20 protein-coding genes are annotated in these 19,832 nt (G+C 56.3%); 6 read left to right on the top strand and 14 right to left on the bottom strand.

Translation table 11 applies throughout. From position 1 onward, the window contains the following. The first annotated feature begins 68 nt into the window (after positions 1-68). A complete protein-coding gene (locus tag CKK19_RS02105) occupies positions 69-812 on the top strand; it encodes a CDP-diacylglycerol diphosphatase (protein WP_063853151.1) in 744 nt (247 codons plus the stop codon). Between the two features lie 73 nt (positions 813-885). Next, positions 886-2,190: an SLC13 family permease gene (locus CKK19_RS02100; RefSeq protein ID WP_063149395.1), complete on the top strand. Its 1,305-nt coding sequence runs from the start codon at positions 886-888 to the stop codon at positions 2,188-2,190. Between the two features lie 46 nt (positions 2,191-2,236). Here the strand turns inward: CKK19_RS02100 and tpiA are convergent, their stop codons facing one another. Further along, positions 2,237-3,004 (bottom strand): triose-phosphate isomerase, encoded by a 768-nt coding sequence (tpiA, locus tag CKK19_RS02095; protein WP_003862019.1) that lies wholly within the window; start codon positions 3,002-3,004, stop codon positions 2,237-2,239. Between the two features lie 111 nt (positions 3,005-3,115). Continuing rightward, on the bottom strand, positions 3,116-3,712 hold the full coding sequence (locus tag CKK19_RS02090) for a DUF1454 family protein (RefSeq protein WP_022649805.1): 597 nt from the start codon (positions 3,710-3,712) through the stop codon (positions 3,116-3,118). 112 nt (positions 3,713-3,824) lie between these two features. On the opposite strand from CKK19_RS02090, the gene CKK19_RS02085 reads away from it, so the two are divergent. Next, entirely contained in the window at positions 3,825-4,244 is a 420-nt protein-coding gene (locus tag CKK19_RS02085; RefSeq protein WP_022649804.1) for a DUF805 domain-containing protein, read from the top strand. On the opposite strand, the gene fpr is transcribed toward CKK19_RS02085, so the two are convergent. The 4 genes from fpr to CKK19_RS02065 form a co-directional block, all read right to left on the bottom strand. After that, a complete protein-coding gene (fpr, locus tag CKK19_RS02080) occupies positions 4,245-4,991 on the bottom strand; it encodes a ferredoxin--NADP(+) reductase (RefSeq protein ID WP_022649803.1) in 747 nt (248 codons plus the stop codon). Positions 4,992-5,087: 96 nt separating this feature from the next. Beyond that, positions 5,088-6,098 carry a class II fructose-bisphosphatase gene (gene glpX / locus CKK19_RS02075; protein ID WP_023307187.1) on the bottom strand — a complete coding sequence of 337 codons (1,011 nt, stop codon included), beginning with the start codon at positions 6,096-6,098 and terminating at the stop codon, positions 5,088-5,090. A gap of 170 nt (positions 6,099-6,268) precedes the next feature. Then, on the bottom strand, positions 6,269-7,777 hold the full coding sequence (gene glpK / locus CKK19_RS02070) for a glycerol kinase GlpK (RefSeq protein WP_063853131.1): 1,509 nt from the start codon (positions 7,775-7,777) through the stop codon (positions 6,269-6,271). Between the two features lie 21 nt (positions 7,778-7,798). Beyond that, a complete protein-coding gene (locus tag CKK19_RS02065; protein WP_022649800.1) occupies positions 7,799-8,644 on the bottom strand; it encodes an MIP/aquaporin family protein in 846 nt (281 codons plus the stop codon). 400 nt (positions 8,645-9,044) lie between these two features. On the opposite strand from CKK19_RS02065, the gene zapB reads away from it, so the two are divergent. Beyond that, the gene (gene zapB / locus CKK19_RS02060) at positions 9,045-9,284 is read left to right on the top strand and encodes a septal ring assembly protein ZapB (RefSeq protein ID WP_022649799.1); all 240 of its coding nucleotides are present in this window, start codon (positions 9,045-9,047) and stop codon (positions 9,282-9,284) included. 393 nt (positions 9,285-9,677) lie between these two features. Here the strand turns inward: zapB and rraA are convergent, their stop codons facing one another. From rraA to priA, 7 genes are all read right to left on the bottom strand, one after another. Then, a complete protein-coding gene (rraA, locus tag CKK19_RS02055; protein WP_022649798.1) occupies positions 9,678-10,163 on the bottom strand; it encodes a ribonuclease E activity regulator RraA in 486 nt (161 codons plus the stop codon). 92 nt (positions 10,164-10,255) lie between these two features. Beyond that, positions 10,256-11,182: a 1,4-dihydroxy-2-naphthoate polyprenyltransferase gene (menA, locus tag CKK19_RS02050; protein WP_088581795.1), complete on the bottom strand. Its 927-nt coding sequence runs from the start codon at positions 11,180-11,182 to the stop codon at positions 10,256-10,258. Positions 11,183-11,244: 62 nt separating this feature from the next. Beyond that, positions 11,245-12,579, bottom strand: a complete 1,335-nt coding sequence (gene hslU, locus CKK19_RS02045) for an HslU--HslV peptidase ATPase subunit (RefSeq protein WP_022649796.1) — start codon at positions 12,577-12,579, stop codon at positions 11,245-11,247. Positions 12,580-12,588: 9 nt separating this feature from the next. Next, positions 12,589-13,119, bottom strand: coding sequence for an ATP-dependent protease subunit HslV (gene hslV, locus CKK19_RS02040; RefSeq protein ID WP_022649795.1), 531 nt, complete (start codon positions 13,117-13,119; stop codon positions 12,589-12,591). Positions 13,120-13,213: 94 nt separating this feature from the next. Next, positions 13,214-14,182: a cell division protein FtsN gene (gene ftsN, locus CKK19_RS02035; protein WP_063853130.1), complete on the bottom strand. Its 969-nt coding sequence runs from the start codon at positions 14,180-14,182 to the stop codon at positions 13,214-13,216. Between the two features lie 92 nt (positions 14,183-14,274). Then, on the bottom strand, positions 14,275-15,300 hold the full coding sequence (gene cytR, locus CKK19_RS02030; protein ID WP_063853129.1) for a DNA-binding transcriptional regulator CytR: 1,026 nt from the start codon (positions 15,298-15,300) through the stop codon (positions 14,275-14,277). 119 nt (positions 15,301-15,419) lie between these two features. Next, positions 15,420-17,615 (bottom strand): primosomal protein N', encoded by a 2,196-nt coding sequence (priA, locus tag CKK19_RS02025; RefSeq protein ID WP_063853128.1) that lies wholly within the window; start codon positions 17,613-17,615, stop codon positions 15,420-15,422. Between the two features lie 200 nt (positions 17,616-17,815). On the opposite strand from priA, the gene rpmE reads away from it, so the two are divergent. Beyond that, positions 17,816-18,028: a 50S ribosomal protein L31 gene (gene rpmE, locus CKK19_RS02020; protein WP_003862040.1), complete on the top strand. Its 213-nt coding sequence runs from the start codon at positions 17,816-17,818 to the stop codon at positions 18,026-18,028. A gap of 48 nt (positions 18,029-18,076) precedes the next feature. Here rpmE and metJ read toward each other — a convergent pair whose 3' ends face one another. After that, the gene (metJ, locus tag CKK19_RS02015) at positions 18,077-18,394 is read right to left on the bottom strand and encodes a met regulon transcriptional regulator MetJ (protein ID WP_006179183.1); all 318 of its coding nucleotides are present in this window, start codon (positions 18,392-18,394) and stop codon (positions 18,077-18,079) included. A 275-nt stretch (positions 18,395-18,669) separates the two neighbouring features. Between metJ and metB the strand changes: the two genes are divergently transcribed. Continuing rightward, positions 18,670-19,830, top strand: coding sequence for a cystathionine gamma-synthase (gene metB, locus CKK19_RS02010; RefSeq protein ID WP_063853127.1), 1,161 nt, complete (start codon positions 18,670-18,672; stop codon positions 19,828-19,830). Positions 19,831-19,832: the final 2 nt, after the last annotated feature.

Here is a 19,832-nt window from a genome sequence, read left to right as displayed (position 1 = left end):
ACCGGGTTTTTTATTTGGTCATCATTTTGCGTTACTCTTTTGCCTCTATTGAAAACAGGGAACGCGTTGTGAAAAAAATTATCTTACTGATTCTGATCGTTATCGCCCTTGCCGCAGGCGGCGTGTACTGGATGAAAGCGGGTAATCCGAATGCGTTGCGTCATATCGTTCTCGACCAGTGTGTGCCCAACCAGCTGCATAACCGTAACCCGGCACCGTGTGCGCAGGTGAAGCCAGATGCGGGCTACGTGGTGTTCAAGGACCGCAACGGACCGCTGCAATACTTGCTGATGCCCACGTACCGTATCAACGGCACCGAAAGCCCGCTGCTGACCGAGCCTCAGACACCGAATTTCTTCTGGCTGGCATGGCAGTCTCGTCATTTTATGAGCATGAAACGGGGAGCCGACGTGCCTGACAGCGCTGTTTCGCTGACCATCAACTCCCCGACCGGACGTACGCAAAACCATTTCCATATCCATATCTCCTGCCTGCGCCCGGACGTGCGCGAGAAGCTGAACGCGGCGCAGGGGCAAATCAGCACCCAGTGGCTACCGCTTCCGGGCGGGCTGGAAGGGCATGAGTACCTTGCCCGTCGGGTGACGGAGAACGAACTGGTGCAGCGCAGCCCGTTTATGATGCTGGCGGAAGAACTGCCGGAAGCGCGCGACCATATGGGACGCTTCGCGCTGGCGATGGCGCAGCAGTCAGACGGCTCGTTTGTATTGCTGGCGACAGAGCGTAACCTGCTTACCTTTAACCGTGCGTCGGCTGAGGAATTGCAGGATCATCAATGCGATATCCTGAAGTGACCCCACCATAAATAGCGTTTACTCGCCCTGCCTGTCGCCGTAGACTTGCTGAAAAATTCTACAGGAGACAGGTATGTCGCTCTGGTTAACGCATCCTCTGCTGCTTCCCTCGCTGATCGTCGGCGTCACCATCGTGCTGTGGGCGACGTCGCTGTTGCCGGAATTTATCACCGCGCTGCTGTTCTTTACGGCGGCGATGACCGCCAGAATCGCCCCGCCGGAAGTGATCTTTGGCGGCTTCGCCTCGTCTGCCTTCTGGCTGGTGTTCAGCGGCTTTGTGCTGGGCGTGGCGATTCGGAAAACCGGCCTGGCGGACAGGGCCGCCCGGGCGCTGTCGGCAAAGCTTACCGACTCCTGGGTGCTGATGGTGGCAAGCGTTGTGCTGCTGAGCTATGCCCTGGCATTCGTGATGCCGTCGAACATGGGACGTATTGCGCTGCTGATGCCGATTGTCGCCGCGATGGCGAAGCGGGCCGGCATTCCTGATGGCTCGCGGGCCTGGTTTGGCCTGGCGCTGGCGGTCGGGTTTGGCACTTTCCAGCTCTCGGCCACTATTTTGCCCGCTAACGTGCCAAACCTGGTGATGAGCGGCGCGGCGGAGGGCTCATACGGTATCCACCTCAACTATGTCCCGTATCTGCTGCTGCACACGCCGGTGCTGGGTATTCTCAAAGGCCTGATTCTGATTGGCCTGATCTGCTGGCTGTTTCCCGGCAACCCAAAACCGGCGAAGGATCTCGCGCCATCGGAATCGATGGGGCGTGACGAAAAACGACTCGCCTGGCTGCTGGCGGTGGTGTTGACGATGTGGGTAACGGAGAGCTGGCACGGCGTGGGCCCAGCGTGGACAGGGCTGGCGGCCTCGGTCATCGTTATGCTGCCGCGCATCGGATTTATCACCGGCGAGGAGTTCTCGGCGGGGGTGAATATGCGCACCTGTATTTACGTCGCGGGTATACTCGGGCTGGCCATTACGGTGACGCAGACCGGTATCGGTGCGGCCGTAGGCGATGCGTTGCTCCATATCATGCCGCTGGATGCAGACCGCCCGTTTACCAGCTTCCTGGCGCTGACGGGGATCACCACGGCGCTCAACTTCATTATGACCGCCAACGGCGTTCCGGCGCTGTACACCACGCTGGCGCAGAGCTTCTCCGACGCGACCGGCTTCCCGCTGCTGTCGGTGATCATGATTCAGGTGCTGGGGTATTCCACGCCGCTGCTGCCGTATCAGGCGTCGCCGATCGTGGTGGCGATGGGCTTAGGGAAAGTGCCTGCGAAGGCGGGGATGCTGCTCTGCCTGGCGCTGGCGATTGCGACGTATCTGGTGCTGCTGCCGCTGGATTATTTGTGGTTTAGCGTATTAGGACGTTTGTAGTGGTTTGTAGGGCGGGTTAGCGAAGCGCCACCCGCCCCAAAGGCAATTACGCCTGCTTAGCCGCTTCTGCCGCTTTAACGATCACCGCGAAAGCGTCTGCTTTCAGGGATGCGCCGCCAACCAGCGCGCCATCGATGTCTGGCTGGGTGAACAGCTCAGCTGCGTTTGATGCGTTAACGGAACCGCCGTACTGGATGATGACCTGCTCAGCCACTTTCGCGTCTGCTTTTGCAATGTGGTCACGGATGAACTTGTGCACCGCCTGTGCCTGCGCTGGAGTTGCAGATTTGCCGGTACCGATCGCCCAGACTGGCTCGTAAGCGATAACCGCGCCTTCGAACGCTGCCGCGCCCTGGGTTTTCAGCACAGCGTCGATCTGACGTGCGCACACTTCTTCGGTTTTACCCGCTTCGTTTTCTGCTTCGGTTTCACCGATGCACAGAACCGGGATCAGACCCTGCTCTTTCAGCACAGCGAATTTCTTCGCGATGAACTCGTCAGATTCTTTGTGGTAGGTGCGACGCTCAGAGTGGCCGATGATGATGTATTTCGCGCCGATGTCTTTCAGCATTTCAGCGGAGGTTTCACCGGTAAACGCGCCAGACAGGTTAACGTCAACGTTCTGCGCGCCCAGAATGATGTGGCTGCCGTCAGCGGCACGTTTAGCCAGATCCAGGTACATATCCGGCGGAGCGATAGCAACCGCGCAGCCGGTCACGCCAGCCAGCTCTTTACGCAGGTTAGCAACCAGTTCGTTTACCATGTGGCGGCTGCCGTTCAGTTTCCAGTTACCCATCACTAAAGGATGTCGCATTTCAATTCTCCACGCTCAATAAGCGAATTAAGGAATATGGCCACCCTTAAGGGCAGCATGGTCTGTGAATCAGTATAGAGATTTTCCCTCGAAAGGCTTTGCTTTTTGTCATTAATTCGCCCCCTCGAGTGCGTCTGATAGGGCCAGCTTAATCGGTTCAACCGCGAAGGTCAGCCCCTTTTCGCCGTTATCTGCGACGACATAGCGAACGGCACCTTCCGTATCGGCGTAATAGCGTTTGTTTTTCCCGGCGGTAAGCAGTTTTTGCAGCTTTTGCTGGCTTTGCGCTTTCGTGAAGGTGGGAGTAAAGGCGCGCAAAATAGCACTCATATACTCCAGCGCTTTCGCTTTCGCCGCTTTCTGCTCTGGGCCCTGAATCGGCAGCCAGGTGATCTGCATGCTTTTGATTTTTAACGTTCCGCGCTCAAGGGCAGTGGAAGCATATAGATTCTCGTTAATTTTGCTGGCAGCGCGGGTCAGGGTTGGCGTATCGCGGGCACCATCAATCGCACGGAACTCCCCCAGCGCAAGCGAGGGGTTTTCTTTATTGAAGGCTTCGCGGAACTGGCTGATAGATTGATCGAAAGAGGGGGCGCCCGCCAGAAGGTAGGGGGCGGTGACCGGGGAAGCCGGTTCCGCGGCGTGCAGAGAAAAACTGGCGCTCAGCATCGCTAAACACAAATAAAGAGAGTGTGCCGAACTTTTCATCAACATTGCCCCTGGCCGTTATTGCCCATGATTAAAACGATATCTGGTCGGCTTGTCAAAAGGTCACAACTCCAGGGTAAAATGCGGGCTAAACAATAATAAGGAACCTTACATGACCATACAGCAGTGGTTGTTTTCATTCAAAGGGCGTATTGGACGCCGTGACTTCTGGATCTGGATGGCAGCGTGGGTTGTCGCCATGCTGCTTCTGTTTTTTGTTGCCTATAACGCCTGGCTGAGCACGCAAACTGCGGCTTTTGCGCTGGTCTGTTTACTGTGGCCAACCGCCGCCGTGGTGGTGAAACGTCTGCACGATCGCGGTCGCTCCGGCGCTTGGGCTTTTCTGATTATTCTGGCGTGGATGCTGGTGGCGGGGAACTGGTCAATGCTGCCCTCCATCCTCCCGTGGGTGGTGGGCAGACTGCTGCCGACGGTTATCTTTGTGATGATGGTTGTCGAACTGGGTGCGTTTATTGGCACCCAGAGCGAGAACAAATACGGAAAAGATACCCTTGAGGTGAAGTACCGCTGATCACCAGTAGTGTTCGGCGGTCATATGGCCCGGTCGGCGGCGAAGGTGTTTCGTCATCTGCCGGGTATCCTTCAGCAGTTGCTGCGTATCGCGCACCATTTGCGGGTTACCGCACAGCATCACGTGGCTGGTTTCGGTATTCATCGGTAAACCCACCGCCTCTTCCAGCGCGCCGCTTTCAATCAACGCCGGAACGCGACCGGTTAACGAGCCAGCTGCGGTTTCGCGGCTGACCACCGTCTGAATTTTTAACTTCCCGCCATATCGCTGTTCCAGCGCCTGCATCTGCGGCAAATAGCTCAGGTCTGCGGCGTAGCGCGCGGCGTGAACCAGCACGATATTCTTAAAGCGCTCCAGATCTTTGCCGTACTCCAGGATAGAGAGATACGGGCCGATGGCCGTGCCGGTCGCCAGCATCCAGAGCGTGTCACAGTCGGGGATTTCATCCAGCACGAAGAACCCCGCCGCGTCGGAGACAATCTGCACCTCATCGCCCGGTTTCAGCGCGGCGAGGCGCGGGCTGAGCTTACCGTCCGGGACGGTGACCAGATAGAACTCGAGATCCGGGTTATCAGGCGCGTTAACGTAAGAGTAGGCGCGCTGTACGCGTTCACCGTCGATATCCAGCCCGAGCTTGGCAAACTGCCCGGCGGTAAACGGATGAACGGGCGCGTGCAGCGTGAGGCTAAATAGCGCATCGGTCCAGAACTGTACCTTTGTGACTTTACCTGTTACCCAGTCCGCCATGATCTTCTCCTGTGCTGTTTCTCTCTTCTATCTTCCGTACTTGTGGGAAACATTTCCAGCCCATTCGGGCCGGAAAGCTCTATCGATCAAACGGTTTTACAGAATGTGCGTCTGTACGTCCGGGTCTTTGCGGTCGAGATAATGAATGGACTGAATGCGGCGAATGGTGCGGGATTTGCCGCGGATCAGCAAGGTTTCAGTGGTGGCCATGTTTCCCTTGCGGGTGATGCCATCCAGCAGATCGCCTTTGGTGATGCCGGTTGCGGAGAAGACCACGTTATCGCTGCGAGCCATCTCGTTCAGCGCGAGCACTTTATTGGCCTCGATGCCCATCGCCGCACAGCGCGCCAGTTCGTCTTCACCAATGCGAAGGTTCTCGTCGCTGTCGCCTTTGACCTCATGGCGTGGCAGCAGACGCGCCTGCATATCGCCGTCCAGCGCGCGGATCACTGCCGCAGAGACCACACCTTCCGGCGCGCCGCCGATGCCGTAAAGCACGTCGACCTCGCTGTCCGGCATGCAGGTCAGAATAGAGGCGGCAACGTCGCCATCAGGAATGGCAAATACGCGCACGCCGAGTGCTTGCAGATAAGCGATGGTGGCGTCGTGGCGCGGTTTCGCCAGGATGGTCACGGTGAGTTCGTTGAGCGGTTTACCCAGCGCCGCTGCGATATTGCGCAGGTTGGCATCCAGCGGCAGGCTAAGGTCGATAGCGCCTTTAGCACCAGGACCGACAATCAGCTTTTCCATGTACATATCTGGCGCGTTGAGGAAGCAGCCCTTATCGCCCACCGCCAGCACCGCCAGCGCGTTGGCCTGGCCCATCGCCGTCATGCGCGTGCCTTCGATCGGGTCGACCGCGATATCCACCGCATCGCCTTTGCCCGTCCCGACTTTTTCACCGATGTAGAGCATCGGGGCTTCGTCGATTTCGCCTTCGCCAATGACGATAGTGCCATCGATATTGACCTGATTAAGCACAATGCGCATGGCGTGGACGGCTGCGCCGTCTGCGGTATTTTTGTCGCCACGGCCCAGCCACTTGTAGCCTGCGAGGGCGGCAGCTTCGGTGACGCGGGAAAACTCGATAGCAAGTTCACGTTTCATGAGGTACTCGTACAATCAAAAGGAATTGCACGAAGTTTATCACAGAGTGGGGAGGGGGAGGGGTGGTGCGGTCTGAGCCCCTCACCCCGGCCCTCTCCCCAAAGGGGAGAGGGTGTTTTAAGTCCCCTCGCCCCTTTGGGGAGAGGGTTAGGGTGAGGGGTGAGTCTGTCTTACTCGTCGTGCTCTTCCCATGCCAGGGCACGTTTCACCGCTTTCTTCCAGCCGCTGTAGCGGTAGTTGCGCTCGGTGGTTTCGATGCCTGGACGGAATTCGCGTTCGATCACCGCTTTTTCCTGAAGCTCGTCAAGGTTTTGCCAGAAGCCAACCGCCAGACCTGCCAGATACGCCGCGCCCAGCGCCGTTACTTCTCGCACCTCAGGACGTTCAACGCGGGTACCCAGAATGTCGGACTGGAACTGCATCAGGAAGTTGTTGGCTACCGCACCGCCGTCCACGCGCAGGGCGTGCAGACGAATGCCGGAGTCCGCCTGCATCGCTTCCAGCACGTCGCGCGTCTGGTAGGCGATGGATTCCAGGGTCGCACGAATAATGTGGTTTGAGTTCACACCGCGCGTCAGGCCGAAAATCGCGCCGCGGGCGTACGGATCCCAGTACGGTGCGCCCAGACCGGTAAACGCTGGCACCACGTATACGCCGTTGGTGTCTTTCACTTTGGTCGCGAAGTATTCGGAGTCAAACGCATCGCTGATCAGCTTCATCTCGTCGCGCAGCCACTGAATGGAGGCGCCCGCCATGAATACCGCCCCTTCCAGGGCATAGTTCACTTCACCGCGTGGGCCGCAGGCGATGGTGGTCAGCAGACCGTTTTCTGATTTCACCGCTTTCTCGCCGGTGTTCATGAGCATAAAGCAGCCGGTGCCGTAAGTGTTCTTCGCCATCCCTTCCTTGACGCACAGCTGGCCGAACAGCGCCGCCTGCTGGTCACCGGCAATACCGGCGATAGGAATACGGGTGCCGCCTTTACCGCCGATGTTGGTCTGGCCGTAAACTTCTGAAGATTTGCGCACGTCTGGCAGCATCGCACGCGGAATGTCCAGCGCGTCCAGCATCTTGTCATCCCACTCCAGGGTGTTGATGTTGAACAGCATGGTGCGCGAGGCGTTGGTGTAGTCGGTGACGTGAACGCGTCCCTGAGTCATCTTCCAGATAAGCCAGGTATCGACGGTGCCAAACAGCAGCTCGCCGCGTCGTGCACGTTCGCGTGAACCTTCCACGTGATCGAGGATCCACTTCACTTTGGTGCCGGAGAAATAGGGGTCAATGACCAGACCGGTTGTACTGCGCACGTACTCTTCCATTCCGTCGCGCTTCAGTTTTTCGCAGATCTCTGAGGTGCGGCGGCACTGCCAGACAATGGCGTTGTAGATGGGCTTACCGGTTTCGCGCTCCCAGACAATGGTGGTTTCACGCTGGTTGGTGATACCGATAGCGGCAATCTCGTCAGAACTGATGTCGGCTTTCGCCAGCACTTCCACCAGCGTGGAGCTTTGTGACGCCCAGATCTCCATCGGGTCGTGTTCAACCCAGCCTGGACGCGGATAGATTTGCTCAAATTCGCGTTGAGACACGCTGACAATGTTCGCGTCATGATCCATTACGACAGCGCGGGAGCTGGTAGTGCCCTGGTCGAGCGCAACGATATATTTTTTTTCGGTCATGGTATGTGTCCCGTAGTCAGATTACAGCGAAGCTTTTTGTTGTGTGGTGGAAGTCGACTCTTTTTCCTCTTCCACACAGGTGTCGCACGGTAAGTGGCGACCAATTAATTTGCGATAGCCGAATGCGCCCAGCGCCGCCCCTACGATTGGCCCGAACAGCGGAACCAGGAAGTAAGGAATGTCTTTGCCGCCGGTAAAGGCGACATCGCCCCATCCTGCAAAGAAGGCGAAGGTTTTTGGACCCAGGTCACGCGCCGGATTCATCGCAAAGCCGGTCAGCGGACCCATGGATGCGCCAATTACCGCAATCAGAAGGCCAATCAAAAGTGGTGCCAGCGGGCCGCGCGGAATGCCGTTTCCGTCGTCGCCCAGCGCCATAATGACGCCCATCAGAATAGCGGTAATCACCATTTCAACTGCGAACGCCTGCACAAAATTAATATGCGGATTCGGATACGTTGAGAAAATGCCTGCCAGATCCAGACTTTCGACACTGCCACGCACCATATGATGCGTCTGTTCGAAGTCGGTGAAAAGATTGTAATAAAGCCCGTAAACTAACGCCGCTGCGCAAAAGGCGCCGGCAAATTGTGAAATGATGAAAGGGACAACTTTGCGTCCGTCAAAGCACGCGAATAGCCACAACGCGATGGTCACCGCCGGGTTAAGATGTGCGCCGGAAACCCCTGCGGTCAGGTAGATGGCCATCGCCACGCCCAGACCCCAGATAATACTGATTTCCCACTGACCAAAACTGGCACCCGCCACTTTCAGTGCAGCGACACAGCCTACTCCGAAGAATATCAACAACCCGGTACCCAGGAACTCGGCAATGCACTGGCCTTTTAAGGTTGATGTCTGACTCATATTCGGAATCCTGCAAAAGAGTAATGTTTATTGTTTGCGTGACCGCCCGTGACAGCCACGATGCCCTGTAGACATAGTGTTAATTTATCGTTAACGAGCACAAACGAGAAATATCGAAATCAAAATGTGTGGTCTGTGTCAATAAAATGAGCGTTTTCGCGCCATAAAGCGCGTTTTTGCATCAACGGTATAATGTGAGCTGAATCATTTCATTAACTAAAGAGTTAACAATTTAGGGGTATATACCGCGAACGCACCAGGACCAGACCTAAAAGTGTTGCAAACCGCGATCTGCGCGGTGTGTCGCTGGACACAGAGCGCCGCGCTCCATACAATCGACGGTATATGTCGTGCGCGTTTACGTTAAAGCGTCGCCTTGCAATTCAGGAGAGGTAGCATCATGTCTTTAGAAGTGTTTGAGAAACTGGAATCGAAAGTACAGCAGGCGATCGACACCATCACCCTGCTGCAGATGGAAATTGAAGAGCTGAAAGAGAAAAACAACTCCCTGTCCCAGGAAGTTCAGAATGCTCAGCACAGCCGTGAAGAACTGGAGCGCGAAAACAACCAGCTCCGCGAACAGCAGAACGGCTGGCAGGATCGCCTGCAGGCACTGCTGGGACGTATGGAAGAAGTTTAATTCCGGTGGGGTTAACTGATTAGGCCGGGTAAGGCGAAGCCGCCACCCGGCTTTTTTATGGTTTTCGCTAACCGATATCAAACCATAAAAAAGGCCGCCTGAGGCGGCCTTAACGCTACTTGTCCTGCGCTGTCGTAGCAAAAGCAACAAACCCAACAGGTTCATCGCTCTTTACCACGAGTACGCTGGCGACAATGAACGCGATACATAAATAGCGTTTCATTATGCGGTCCCTGCTGCTTACCGCTCCACCGTTCACCACCGGTGATAAGTCGGTGGACACAAGCCCGGTTAAAGGTTGCAATATCACCCAACGGACCGCGAATCCCGAGGGACAAAAAAACCGCCACATTGCTGTTGGCGGTTTTTTTATGCATCTCGCTTATCGATTAACTACTCAATGTCCAGCGCATCCTCGGAAAGGATAATGCCGGTATTGTCAGCATAAAGGTGGTCGCCCGAGAAGAAGGTCACGCCGCCGAAATTGACGCGCACGTCGCTTTCGCCGATGCCGTCGCCCGCTGCGCCTACCGGTATGGCCGCGATGGCCTGAATCCCGATATCCATGTCTTCGAGATCGTCCACCTGACGCACGGAACCGTACACCACAATGCCTTCCCACTCGTTCTGGACGGCAATTCCCGCCAGTTCAGCATCAATCAATGCACGGCGCACGGAACCGCCGCCGTCGACCACCAGAACGCGGCCACGGCCGTTCTCTTCGAGCAGATCGTACAGCAACCCGTTGTCCTCGAAACATTTCACCGTGATGATTTGTCCGCCAAACGACGACCGTCCACCAAAGTTGGAGAACAGGGGTTCAACGACGTTGACATCTTCCTGGTAGATGTCACAAAGCTCGGAGGTATCGTATTTCATAGGTTTAACGCTCTGTTGCTGCGAATGTGTTCAGTATATCGTGCGAAATGCCTTGTTGGCAAAATCATCAATTGTTAATTGATATTTGTCAGCTAACTCAGCGTCTGGCTTAAGACAATCCCGATGACGAACAGCAGGTTAGTCAGCAACGCGCCTTTTACCGTGCGCTCCAGCATCGGCGGCATGGCAGCCGGGCTGAGTTCACGCATGACATAGCGGGCCTGCTTAACCAGCAGCGGTGCGGCGAGCACAAACAGCCAGCCCCACAGGCTGTGCAGAGAGATCAGATTGAACAGTGCCAGGCAGACCAGCGCGCCGATGAGCAGGCAGGCGTGATAGCGGCGGGCATTCACCGGGCCCAGACGCACGGCCAGCGTGTTCTTACCGTTCTCACGGTCGCTGTCGATGTCGCGCAGGTTATTGATATTCAGCACCGCCGTCGCCAGCAGACCGCAGGCGGTCGCGGGCAGGAACAGGGCGGGGATCACCGTATGCGCCTGCAAGTACCAGCTTCCCATGACGCTCAGCCAGCCGAAGAACACCAGTACGGAGATGTCGCCCAGACCAATATACCCGTAAGGACGCGTCCCGACGGTATAGGTAATTGCTGCAATAATGGCGAGCAAGCCCAGCACCAGGAAGCCAATGAAATCGCTGGTGGTTTTCGAGGCGACCGTCACCAGCGCCAGGCCGGACAGGCAAATCAACACCACGGTGATAATCAGCGCCCGCTTCATCTGTGCCTGGGTAATTACCCCTTTTTGCATCCCGCGCAGCGGCCCGATACGATCAGGTTTATCGCTGCCTTTTACCGCATCGCCGTAATCATTGGCGAGATTAGAGAGGATTTGCAGTAGCCCGGCGGTGACAAGTGCCAGACCAGCCACCAGGGGATCGAAATGCCCCTGCCACCAGGCAAGCGCGGTACCGACGATAATGGCGGCAAAAGCCAGAGGAAGCGTTTTTGGACGCAGACTTTCGAGCCACGCCTGCGTACGGCTGATATCAGTCATAGTTATTTAGCCAATAAAAATGGGGGCCATAGCCCCCATCAACAGTGATGAAAATGCATTGAACGCGATTATAGAATAAAACGGCTCAGATCTTCATCTGCCACTAACGCATCCAGGTGTTTGCCCACATACTCTGCGTCAATGGTAATGGTTTGACCGTTAAGGTCGCTCGCATCGTAAGAGATATCTTCCACCAGGCGTTCCAGCACGGTGTGCAGACGACGCGCACCGATGTTTTCGGTGGTTTCGTTGACCTGCCATGCGGCCTGAGCGATGCGTTTGATCCCATCGTCGGTGAACTCGATATTCACGCCTTCGGTCGCCATCAACGCTTTGTACTGTACGGTCACAGAAGCGTTTGGCTCAGTCAGGATACGTTCGAAATCTTCAGTGGTCAGCGCCTGCAGCTCAACGCGGATTGGCAGACGACCCTGCAGTTCCGGAATGAGATCGGATGGGCTGGCAACCTGAAACGCACCTGACGCGATAAACAGAATGTGGTCAGTTTTCACCATGCCGTGCTTGGTAGAGACGGTGCAACCTTCCACCAGCGGCAGCAGGTCGCGCTGAACGCCTTCGCGGGAAACATCCGGGCCGGAGCTGTTGCCGCCGCGCTTACAGATTTTGTCGATTTCGTCGATAAACACGATACCGTGCTGCTCAACCGCGTCGATAGCGTCCTGTTTCAGCTCTTCCGGGTTAACCAGCTTCGCGGCTTCTTCTTCAATCAGCAGCTTCATCGCGTCTTTGATTTTCAGCTTACGCGCTTTCTGTTTCTGCCCGCCCAGGTTCTGGAACATGGACTGCAACTGGCTGGTCATCTCTTCCATGCCCGGAGGGGCCATGATTTCAACGCCCATTGGCGCGGCAGCGAGATCGATCTCAATCTCTTTGTCGTCCAGCTCGCCTTCACGCAGTTTTTTGCGGAATGCCTGACGCGCAGCAGAAGGTTCAGGCTGCTGTTCAGCCTGTCCCCAGTTATTTTTTGCCGGTGGGATTAGCACGTCGAGAATACGCTCTTCGGCCATCTCTTCGGCGCGATAGCGGTTTTTCTCAATCGCCTGGACACGCACCATCTTAATCGCTGAATCGGTCAGATCGCGGATGATGGAGTCCACTTCTTTACCCACATAGCCCACTTCGGTGAACTTGGTGGCTTCAACTTTGATGAACGGCGCGTTAGCCAGTTTGGCCAGACGACGAGCGATTTCGGTTTTACCCACCCCGGTCGGGCCGATCATCAGAATATTTTTTGGTGTCACTTCGTGGCGGAGCTCTTCGTCGAGCTGCATGCGACGCCAGCGGTTACGTAGTGCGATAGCCACGGAGCGCTTGGCGTTGTCCTGGCCGATAATGTGTTTGTTCAGTTCGCTGACAATTTCGCGTGGGGTCATTTCAGACATGGGCGATCCTTACGCTTTGGAGGTCAATTCTTCGATGGTGTGATTGTGGTTGGTATAGATGCAGATATCACCTGCAATATCCAACGCTTTCACCGCGATATCGCGCGCGTTCATGTCGGTATTTTCCAACAGCGCACGGGCTGCGGCCTGGGCGTACGGGCCGCCAGAGCCGATGGCAATCAGGTCGTTTTCAGGCTGAACCACATCGCCGTTACCGGTGATGATCAGCGAGGCGTTTTCGTCAGCCACGGCCAGCAGCGCTTCGAGCTTGCGTAGCATGCGGTCGGTACGCCAGTCTTTTGCCAGCTCAACGGCGGCTTTCACCAGATGACCCTGATGCATTTCCAGTTTGCGTTCAAACAGTTCAAACAGCGTGAAGGCATCAGCCGTGCCGCCTGCGAAACCGGCGATCACTTTGTCGTTATAAAGACGACGTACTTTCTTCACGTTGCCTTTCATGACGGTATTACCCAGCGTGGCCTGGCCATCACCGGCAATTACCACCTGGCCGTTACGGCGTACACTTACTATTGTTGTCACGAGCAGACCCCCTGGTTACAGATTCGGGAAACAGAAGCCCTGAGCCTGTGCTCAGGGCTGAATTAAATGATAGATGGGGGGGATTTTGGGGGTTTCAACCCCCGGAGGCGAGTCGAATGCAGTTTGTGTGGCCAGCCACTTTCAAACGGGAAATGGTGCCGTCTGCGTTTTCTTTGCCTTTGACCGGTCCAATCACCACGCGATTCCAGCCGTTATTGGTGGTAATGCGTGAGTCAAATCCTTCAAATGCCAGCTGAGCTCGCACCGTTTCTGCCTGCTCAGCGCCTTTAAACGAACCGCACTGAACCATCCAGCGGCGTTCATCTTTTTTCTCAGCCGTCTGCTTCGGTGCCTCGGTCTCTTTAGTGACCGGCGCAGCCTGCTGCGTTTTTGGCTGTTGCGCAGTGGTATGTGCAGGCGTCTGCAACAGATCCTGATACGGCTGTGCTGTTTGCTTCTGCGGCTGGGCTTTCGGCTGCTGCTGAACAGGCTGCGTTTGTACAGTACGCGTCTGCTGCTGCGGTTGTGTACGCGGCTGTTGTACCGGCTGCGTCTGCGTCCACTGCTGCTGTTGCGTTTGCTGCTGTGCCTGACGCTGGCGCTGCAACGTTTGTTGACGCTGCGCCGGGGTTTGTTCGTTCCACGGTACTTCGTTCAGCTGCGTAGGCTGCTGGCGCATGTCCGCCTGCATCTGAGCGAGCAACTGGCGCTGTTCGTCCGTCAGCTGATCGGCATTCTTCACTTCACCCCCGGCAGAAGGCTCGGTAGGCGCACGTACGCCAGGCTGGCGGCTTTCCAGCTCTTTAATGTAGCGCCAGCGCTCTTCAGGCTTCGGAGGAAGGCCGTTGCCGACGACCTTGTTACCCTGAAGGGCTTCAGACTCTTCTCTTTTATGATGCGTAATGAAGTAGAGGCCGCCAATAAAGGCCACCAGCACAGCCGCAGCAATGGCGACCATGGCTGGGGAGACAGCAGACAGGCTACGTTGCTTGCTTTTTGAACTACTCTTTTTGCGTCGCGAAGGTGCCGGCTGGCCGCGACGTACATAATCTCGTTGTGCCACTATCGTTTCGCTGTATTTATTCGTTCGTCAGCCCGCCATGTTACTTAAGCGACGGGGCTTTGACCAGATAAGGGTGTCGAAAGGTATTTACTTTAAGTTAATGCCTGGGTAGAGCCGCGCACAATCAGCTCACAATCCAGTAGTCGTGACCCACTGCTAACTGTTTGACCGTGCAGCTGATCCAGCAAAAGCAGCATCGCTTCCCGGCCAATGTCATACCGCGGCTGCGAAACAGTCGAAAGCGGCGGATCGCAAAACTCCGAAAGCGAAATATTATCAAAACCGATTATCGACAGGTCCTTTGGCACGCGCAGGCCGTGACGTTTGGCGTAGGATAACGCCCCCAGCGCCATCACGTCGCTGTGGCAGAAGACCGCGGTAGGTGGTTCTGGCAAGGCAAGCAATTTTTCCAGCGCCTGCCCGCCCGCTTCAAAGGTGAAATCACCGCGCGCAATGTAGTGCGGATCGACAATAGCCCCGGTACGGCGAAGCGCCTGAACGTAGCCCTGCAACCGGTAATGACACAGCGGCATCTCTTCTGGTCCGGCAATACAACCGATACGCTTATGCCCCAGCTCCTGAAGATAGTTCACGGCGTTGAACGCGGCGGTGAGGTTATCGATATGAACGGTCGGCAGCTCCAGCTCCGGCGCGAATTCGTTCGCCATGACCATTGGCGGTAAATTGCGCTGTTCTTCAATGCTGGCATCAAACGGCAGGCGTGAGCCAAGCAGCAGCATGCCATCAATCTGCTTGGTGATGATCAGGTCGATGAACGTTTTTTCCTGCTGGTTCTGGTGGGCACAATCACCAATCAGCACCAGATAGCCCTGGGCGGCGGCCGTGACCTCAATGCCGCGGATGATTTCGCTGAAGAAGGGATCGCAGATGTCCGGCACGATCACCAGGATGGTGCGGGATTCGTTGCGTTTAACGTTGCGCCCCATGGCTTGCGGGAAATAACCGACCTCAAGCGCCGCCTTTTCAACCCGGTTTCGGGTCGCCTGGGAGACTTTGTCAGGGTTCATCAATGCGCGGGACACGGTTGCTGTTGAGACTTGTGCTTTCTCGGCAACGTCTTTCATGGTCGCCGAGGCAACCTCTTTCCTGGACTTCAACGTCTTCTCCTCGCCTGAACACCGAACTGCGGACCGCACCATTTTTACAGATAGTTAATGGAATCGGTTACAGAATTTTCATAAAAAGTGTGAGGCGCATTAAATTTTTCGATCCGTCTTCAGCCTTCAATCGGATCGACGTCCAGAACCCACTTCACTTTTCGCGCTTCCGGCAGGGTATTAATCAGCGCCAGCGAGCCGCTGACGATCTGCTGTAAACGGATACGCGAAGGGTGCTGAAGTAAGAGTTGCCAGCGGAAACGGCCGCCGCGTTTCGGGGCGAGCGCGGGTACCGGGCCTAAAATCCACAGCTGATTATCCACCAGTGGGCTGGCCTGCAGGAGATTTCTCAGCTGTTGCAGGAATAGCGGCGCCTGCTGGTTGTTATGATCTTCCGCACGGATGATGACGTGGCTGGTCCACGGAGGAAGCTGCATCGTCTGACGTTCGGCCAGCGCCTGGTCGGCGAAGGCGTCATAGCCTTTGTGCAGCAGCGTTTGCAGCAGCGGGTGCTCAGGATGGTGCGTTTGCAGCACTACTTCGCCCTGCTTACCCGCTCGACCGGCGCGACCAGCAACCTGGGTATAAAGCTGTGCGAAACGCTCGGCGGAGCGAAAATCCGCGGAGAACAGCGCGCCGTCGACGTCCAGCAGGGCGACCAGCGTCACGTCCGGGAAGTGATGCCCTTTCGCCAGCATTTGAGTGCCAATCAGGATGCGCGCGCCGCCGCGATGCACTTCCGCCAGCTGCTGCTCCAGCGCCCCTTTGCGGCTGGTGGTGTCCCGGTCGATACGCGAGATGGGTACATCCGGGAAGAACGGCGCCAGCGCCTGTTCGAGCTGCTCCGTCCCCAGACCCACCGGCACGATGTGCGTTGAGCCGCAGGACGGGCACTGACGGGGTACCGGACGCTGGCTGTCGCAGTGGTGGCAGCGTAAATGGCGCTGAGCCTGGTGGAAGGTGTAGTAGTGATCGCAGCGCGGGCACTCGGCAATCCAGCCGCAGTCGTGGCACAGCAACGCAGGCGCGAAGCCGCGGCGGTTCAGAAACAGGATCACCTGGTTGCCCGCCTGCAAATGTTGGCGCATGCGGCTAATCAGCGCAGGCGCTAACCCGGCCTGCACCTGCTGGCCTTTCAGATCCAGCACATGCTGAATAGCCGGACGGGCATTTCCCGCGCGGCGCGTCAGGCGCAGCATGTGGTATTTACGCTGGCGAACGTTGTGCAGCGTTTCAAGCGCGGGGGTGGCGGACCCCAGAATAATGGGGATTTGCTCGCTGTGGGCGCGGTACACGGCTAAGTCGCGGGCGTGATAGCGCCAGCCTTCCTGCTGTTTATAGGAGCTGTCATGCTCTTCATCGATCACGATAACGCCGAGATTTTTAAACGGCGTAAAGAGTGAGGAACGGGTGCCAATCACAATCGCCGCTTCGCCGTTTTTCGCTTTCAGCCAGGCGCTGAGGCGCTCGCTGTCGTTCAGGCCGGAGTGCAGAACCTCAACGGGCGCATTAAAGCGTTCACGGAAACGGGCGATGGTTTGCGGCGTCAGGCCGATTTCCGGCACCATTACCAGCGCCTGTTTGCCCTGCGCGAGCACATTTTCCAGTACGCTCAGATACACTTCGGTTTTACCGGAGCCGGTGACGCCCGCCAGCAGCCAGGCGGAGAAACGATCGGCGGCGCTGTGAATCGCGCCCACGGCGGTGGCCTGCTCGGTATTCAGACGCAGGCGATCGCCCGAGACGGAAAAGCCGTCGCGCCAGTCGTGAAGGGCAGGTGCTTCGCTGGCCAGCTCGCTCAGCCCTTTCTTCCTTAATGCCTGCAACGCGGTTTCGCTCACCTCGAGCTCGTCGACCTGATGGCGCCAGATTTTCCCCTGGCGTAGCGCGGCCAACGCCTGCTGTTGTTTTTGCGAGCGCTTCAGGCTGTTAATGTCGACCGCCTGACCCTGCTCGGTGGCAAACCAGTACCACATTGGCGCATGGCTGGCGCGCTTACCCTGACGCAGCATAATCGGCAGGGCGTGGAACAATACGTCGCCAATAGGATGGTGATAATAATCTGCCGCCCACAACAGCAGTCGCCAGGTGCTGTGAGAGTAAACAGGTTCATCATCCAGCACTTCAACGATCGATTTCAGCTCGGTAAGCGGCAGCTCGCTTTTATCGCTGACGGAGACGACGATCCCCACGCGCTGCTGTTTACCGAACGGCACGGTCACGCGACAGCCCGCTTTGGCGCTCATGCTGTCGGGCAGCAGGTAGTCAAAGGTGCGGGGAAGCGGAACGGGCAGGGCAACGTGAGCGACGGGCATCGAATCTTCCTGACTTGAAAAGTGGCGCGTTAGTATACACATTAGTGAAAGCGGCGTGCGGATCAGTTTGCATACGTTGGTTAAATTCTGTATGATTCGCCGCCTTTGGTGTACTTTACGCCAAAGAACTTACATTCAACATCGCGTGGTGTCTGGCGTTAGGGCTGGAAGAGCGACGCGGCCTTAACTGAGGTTCTCCCATGAAAAAAGATATTCACCCGAAATACGAAATGATTACTGCAAACTGCTCTTGCGGTAACTCTATCCAGATCCGCTCTACCGTGGGTCACGATCTGAACCTGGACGTGTGCGGCAAATGCCACCCGTTCTACACTGGTAAGCAGCGTGATGTTGCAACCGGTGGCCGTGTTGACCGCTTCAACAAGCGTTTCAGCATCCCGGGCGCTAAATAAGTTTCCCGAAAAAAAGGCACCGCAAGGTGCCTTTTTTGTATCCGCTTATCAGTATTCCCACGTATCCGGGTCGATACCCAGTTCACGCATGATCACCTTCGCCTCTTCTGGAATTTCGTCACTGCGCTCTTTGCGCAGATCGTCATCGTTCGGCAACGGTTGGCCGGTAAACGCATGCAGGAACGCTTCGCACAGCAGTTCGCTATTGGTGGCGTGACGCAGGTTGTTCACCTGACGACGCGTACGTTCATCGGTGAGGATCTTCAACACCTTCAGAGGAATGGACACCGTGATTTTCTTGACTTGCTCACTCTTCTTACCGTGCTCAGCGTATGGGCTGATATATTCGCCGCTCCATTCAGCCATGAGATACCTTTAATCCTCTCAGTCATTAATCTAAAGGTGCAAAACCAGTAACCATCAGTTTTGAACCGTAATCTTGCGTAGTTTACCGTAGAGACGATACCGAGGCACGGATATTGCCGCTGTAGCGTGTCCTAAAGCATATAATTTTAACGGCTATTTGCGCATTGCTCAATCTATACGCAAAGAAGTTTAGATGTCCAGATGTATTGACGTCCATACTTTCAATGTTTACTCTGGTGCCTGACTTTTCACCTCATTCGCCAGGAAGCCTCACCATGACGCGTAAACAGGCCACCATCGCAGTGCGTAGCGGATTGAATGATGACGAGCAGTACGGCTGCGTTGTCCCGCCAATTCATCTCTCCAGCACCTATAATTTCACCGGATTTAATGAACCTCGCGCGCATGACTACTCGCGTCGCGGCAATCCTACGCGTGACGTTACCCAGCGCGCGCTGGCGGAACTGGAAGGCGGCGCAGGGGCGGTATTAACCAATACCGGCATGTCTGCCATTCATCTGGTGACCACGGTGTTCCTGAAACCTGGCGATTTGCTGGTGGCGCCGCACGACTGCTACGGCGGCAGCTATCGTCTGTTTGATAGCCTGGCGAAACGTGGCTGCTACCGCGTGTTGTTTGTCGATCAAAACGACGAACAGGCGCTGAAACAGGCGTTAGCCGAACAGCCGAAGCTGGTTCTGGTGGAAAGTCCAAGCAATCCATTGTTGCGCGTAGTCGAAATTGCGAAAATTTGTCAGCTCGCAAGGGATGCGGGAGCGATAAGTGTAGTGGATAATACGTTCCTCAGTCCGGCCCTTCAGAACCCACTGGCACTGGGTGCCGATCTGGTGTTGCATTCATGCACGAAATATCTGAACGGCCATTCTGACGTGGTAGCGGGTGTGGTGATTGCCAAAGATCCTGATGTTGTCACTGAACTGGCATGGTGGGCCAATAACATTGGCGTCACCGCGGGCGCGTTCGACAGCTATTTGCTGCTGCGTGGTATCCGCACCCTGTCACCGCGTATGGACGTGGCGCAGCGTAATGCCCAGGCGATCGTGGATTTCCTGAAAACCCAGCCGCTGGTGAAGAAGCTTTATCACCCGTCGCTGCCGGAAAACCAGGGGCACGAGATTGCCGCGCGCCAACAGAAAGGATTTGGCGCGATGTTAAGTTTTGAACTGGACGGTGACGAGCAAACGCTGCGTCGCTTCCTGAGCGGGTTGTCATTGTTTACGCTGGCGGAATCCTTAGGGGGAGTAGAAAGCTTGATCTCCCACGCCGCAACCATGACGCACGCAGGTATGGCACCCGAAGCACGTGCCGCCGCCGGGATTTCCGAGACGCTGCTGCGTATCTCGACCGGTATTGAAGATTCTGAAGATTTAATTGCCGATCTGGAAAATGGCTTCCGGGTCGCAGCCAAGGGGTAATC

Source organism: Enterobacter sp. CCUG 70166, from assembly GCF_020224095.1.
In the GTDB taxonomy this organism is placed as follows: Bacteria; Pseudomonadota; Gammaproteobacteria; order Enterobacterales; family Enterobacteriaceae; genus Enterobacter; species Enterobacter intestinihominis.
Note: the sequence above shows the minus strand (reverse complement) of the source record. Positions and strands in the feature narration are given on the sequence as shown.

Bases quoted from the DNA above. Each gene is read 5' to 3' on its own strand.
- CKK19_RS02065 (WP_022649800.1), bottom strand. From the start codon at position 8,644: ATGAGTCAGACATCAACCTTAAAAGGCCAGTGCATTGCCGAGTTCCTG.
- glpK (WP_063853131.1), bottom strand. From the start codon at position 7,777: ATGACCGAAAAAAAATATATCGTTGCGCTCGACCAGGGCACTACCAGC.
- CKK19_RS02100 (WP_063149395.1), top strand. From the start codon at position 886: ATGTCGCTCTGGTTAACGCATCCTCTGCTGCTTCCCTCGCTGATCGTC.
- tpiA (WP_003862019.1), bottom strand. From the start codon at position 3,004: ATGCGACATCCTTTAGTGATGGGTAACTGGAAACTGAACGGCAGCCGC.
- CKK19_RS02090 (WP_022649805.1), bottom strand. From the start codon at position 3,712: ATGAAAAGTTCGGCACACTCTCTTTATTTGTGTTTAGCGATGCTGAGC.
- metJ (WP_006179183.1), bottom strand. From the start codon at position 18,394: ATGGCTGAATGGAGCGGCGAATATATCAGCCCATACGCTGAGCACGGT.
- hslU (WP_022649796.1), bottom strand. From the start codon at position 12,579: ATGTCTGAAATGACCCCACGCGAAATTGTCAGCGAACTGAACAAACAC.
- priA (WP_063853128.1), bottom strand. From the start codon at position 17,615: ATGCCCGTCGCTCACGTTGCCCTGCCCGTTCCGCTTCCCCGCACCTTT.
- rpmE (WP_003862040.1), top strand. From the start codon at position 17,816: ATGAAAAAAGATATTCACCCGAAATACGAAATGATTACTGCAAACTGC.
- metB (WP_063853127.1), top strand. From the start codon at position 18,670: ATGACGCGTAAACAGGCCACCATCGCAGTGCGTAGCGGATTGAATGAT.
- glpX (WP_023307187.1), bottom strand. From the start codon at position 6,098: ATGAAACGTGAACTTGCTATCGAGTTTTCCCGCGTCACCGAAGCTGCC.
- zapB (WP_022649799.1), top strand. From the start codon at position 9,045: ATGTCTTTAGAAGTGTTTGAGAAACTGGAATCGAAAGTACAGCAGGCG.
- fpr (WP_022649803.1), bottom strand. From the start codon at position 4,991: ATGGCGGACTGGGTAACAGGTAAAGTCACAAAGGTACAGTTCTGGACC.
- rraA (WP_022649798.1), bottom strand. From the start codon at position 10,163: ATGAAATACGATACCTCCGAGCTTTGTGACATCTACCAGGAAGATGTC.
- CKK19_RS02085 (WP_022649804.1), top strand. From the start codon at position 3,825: ATGACCATACAGCAGTGGTTGTTTTCATTCAAAGGGCGTATTGGACGC.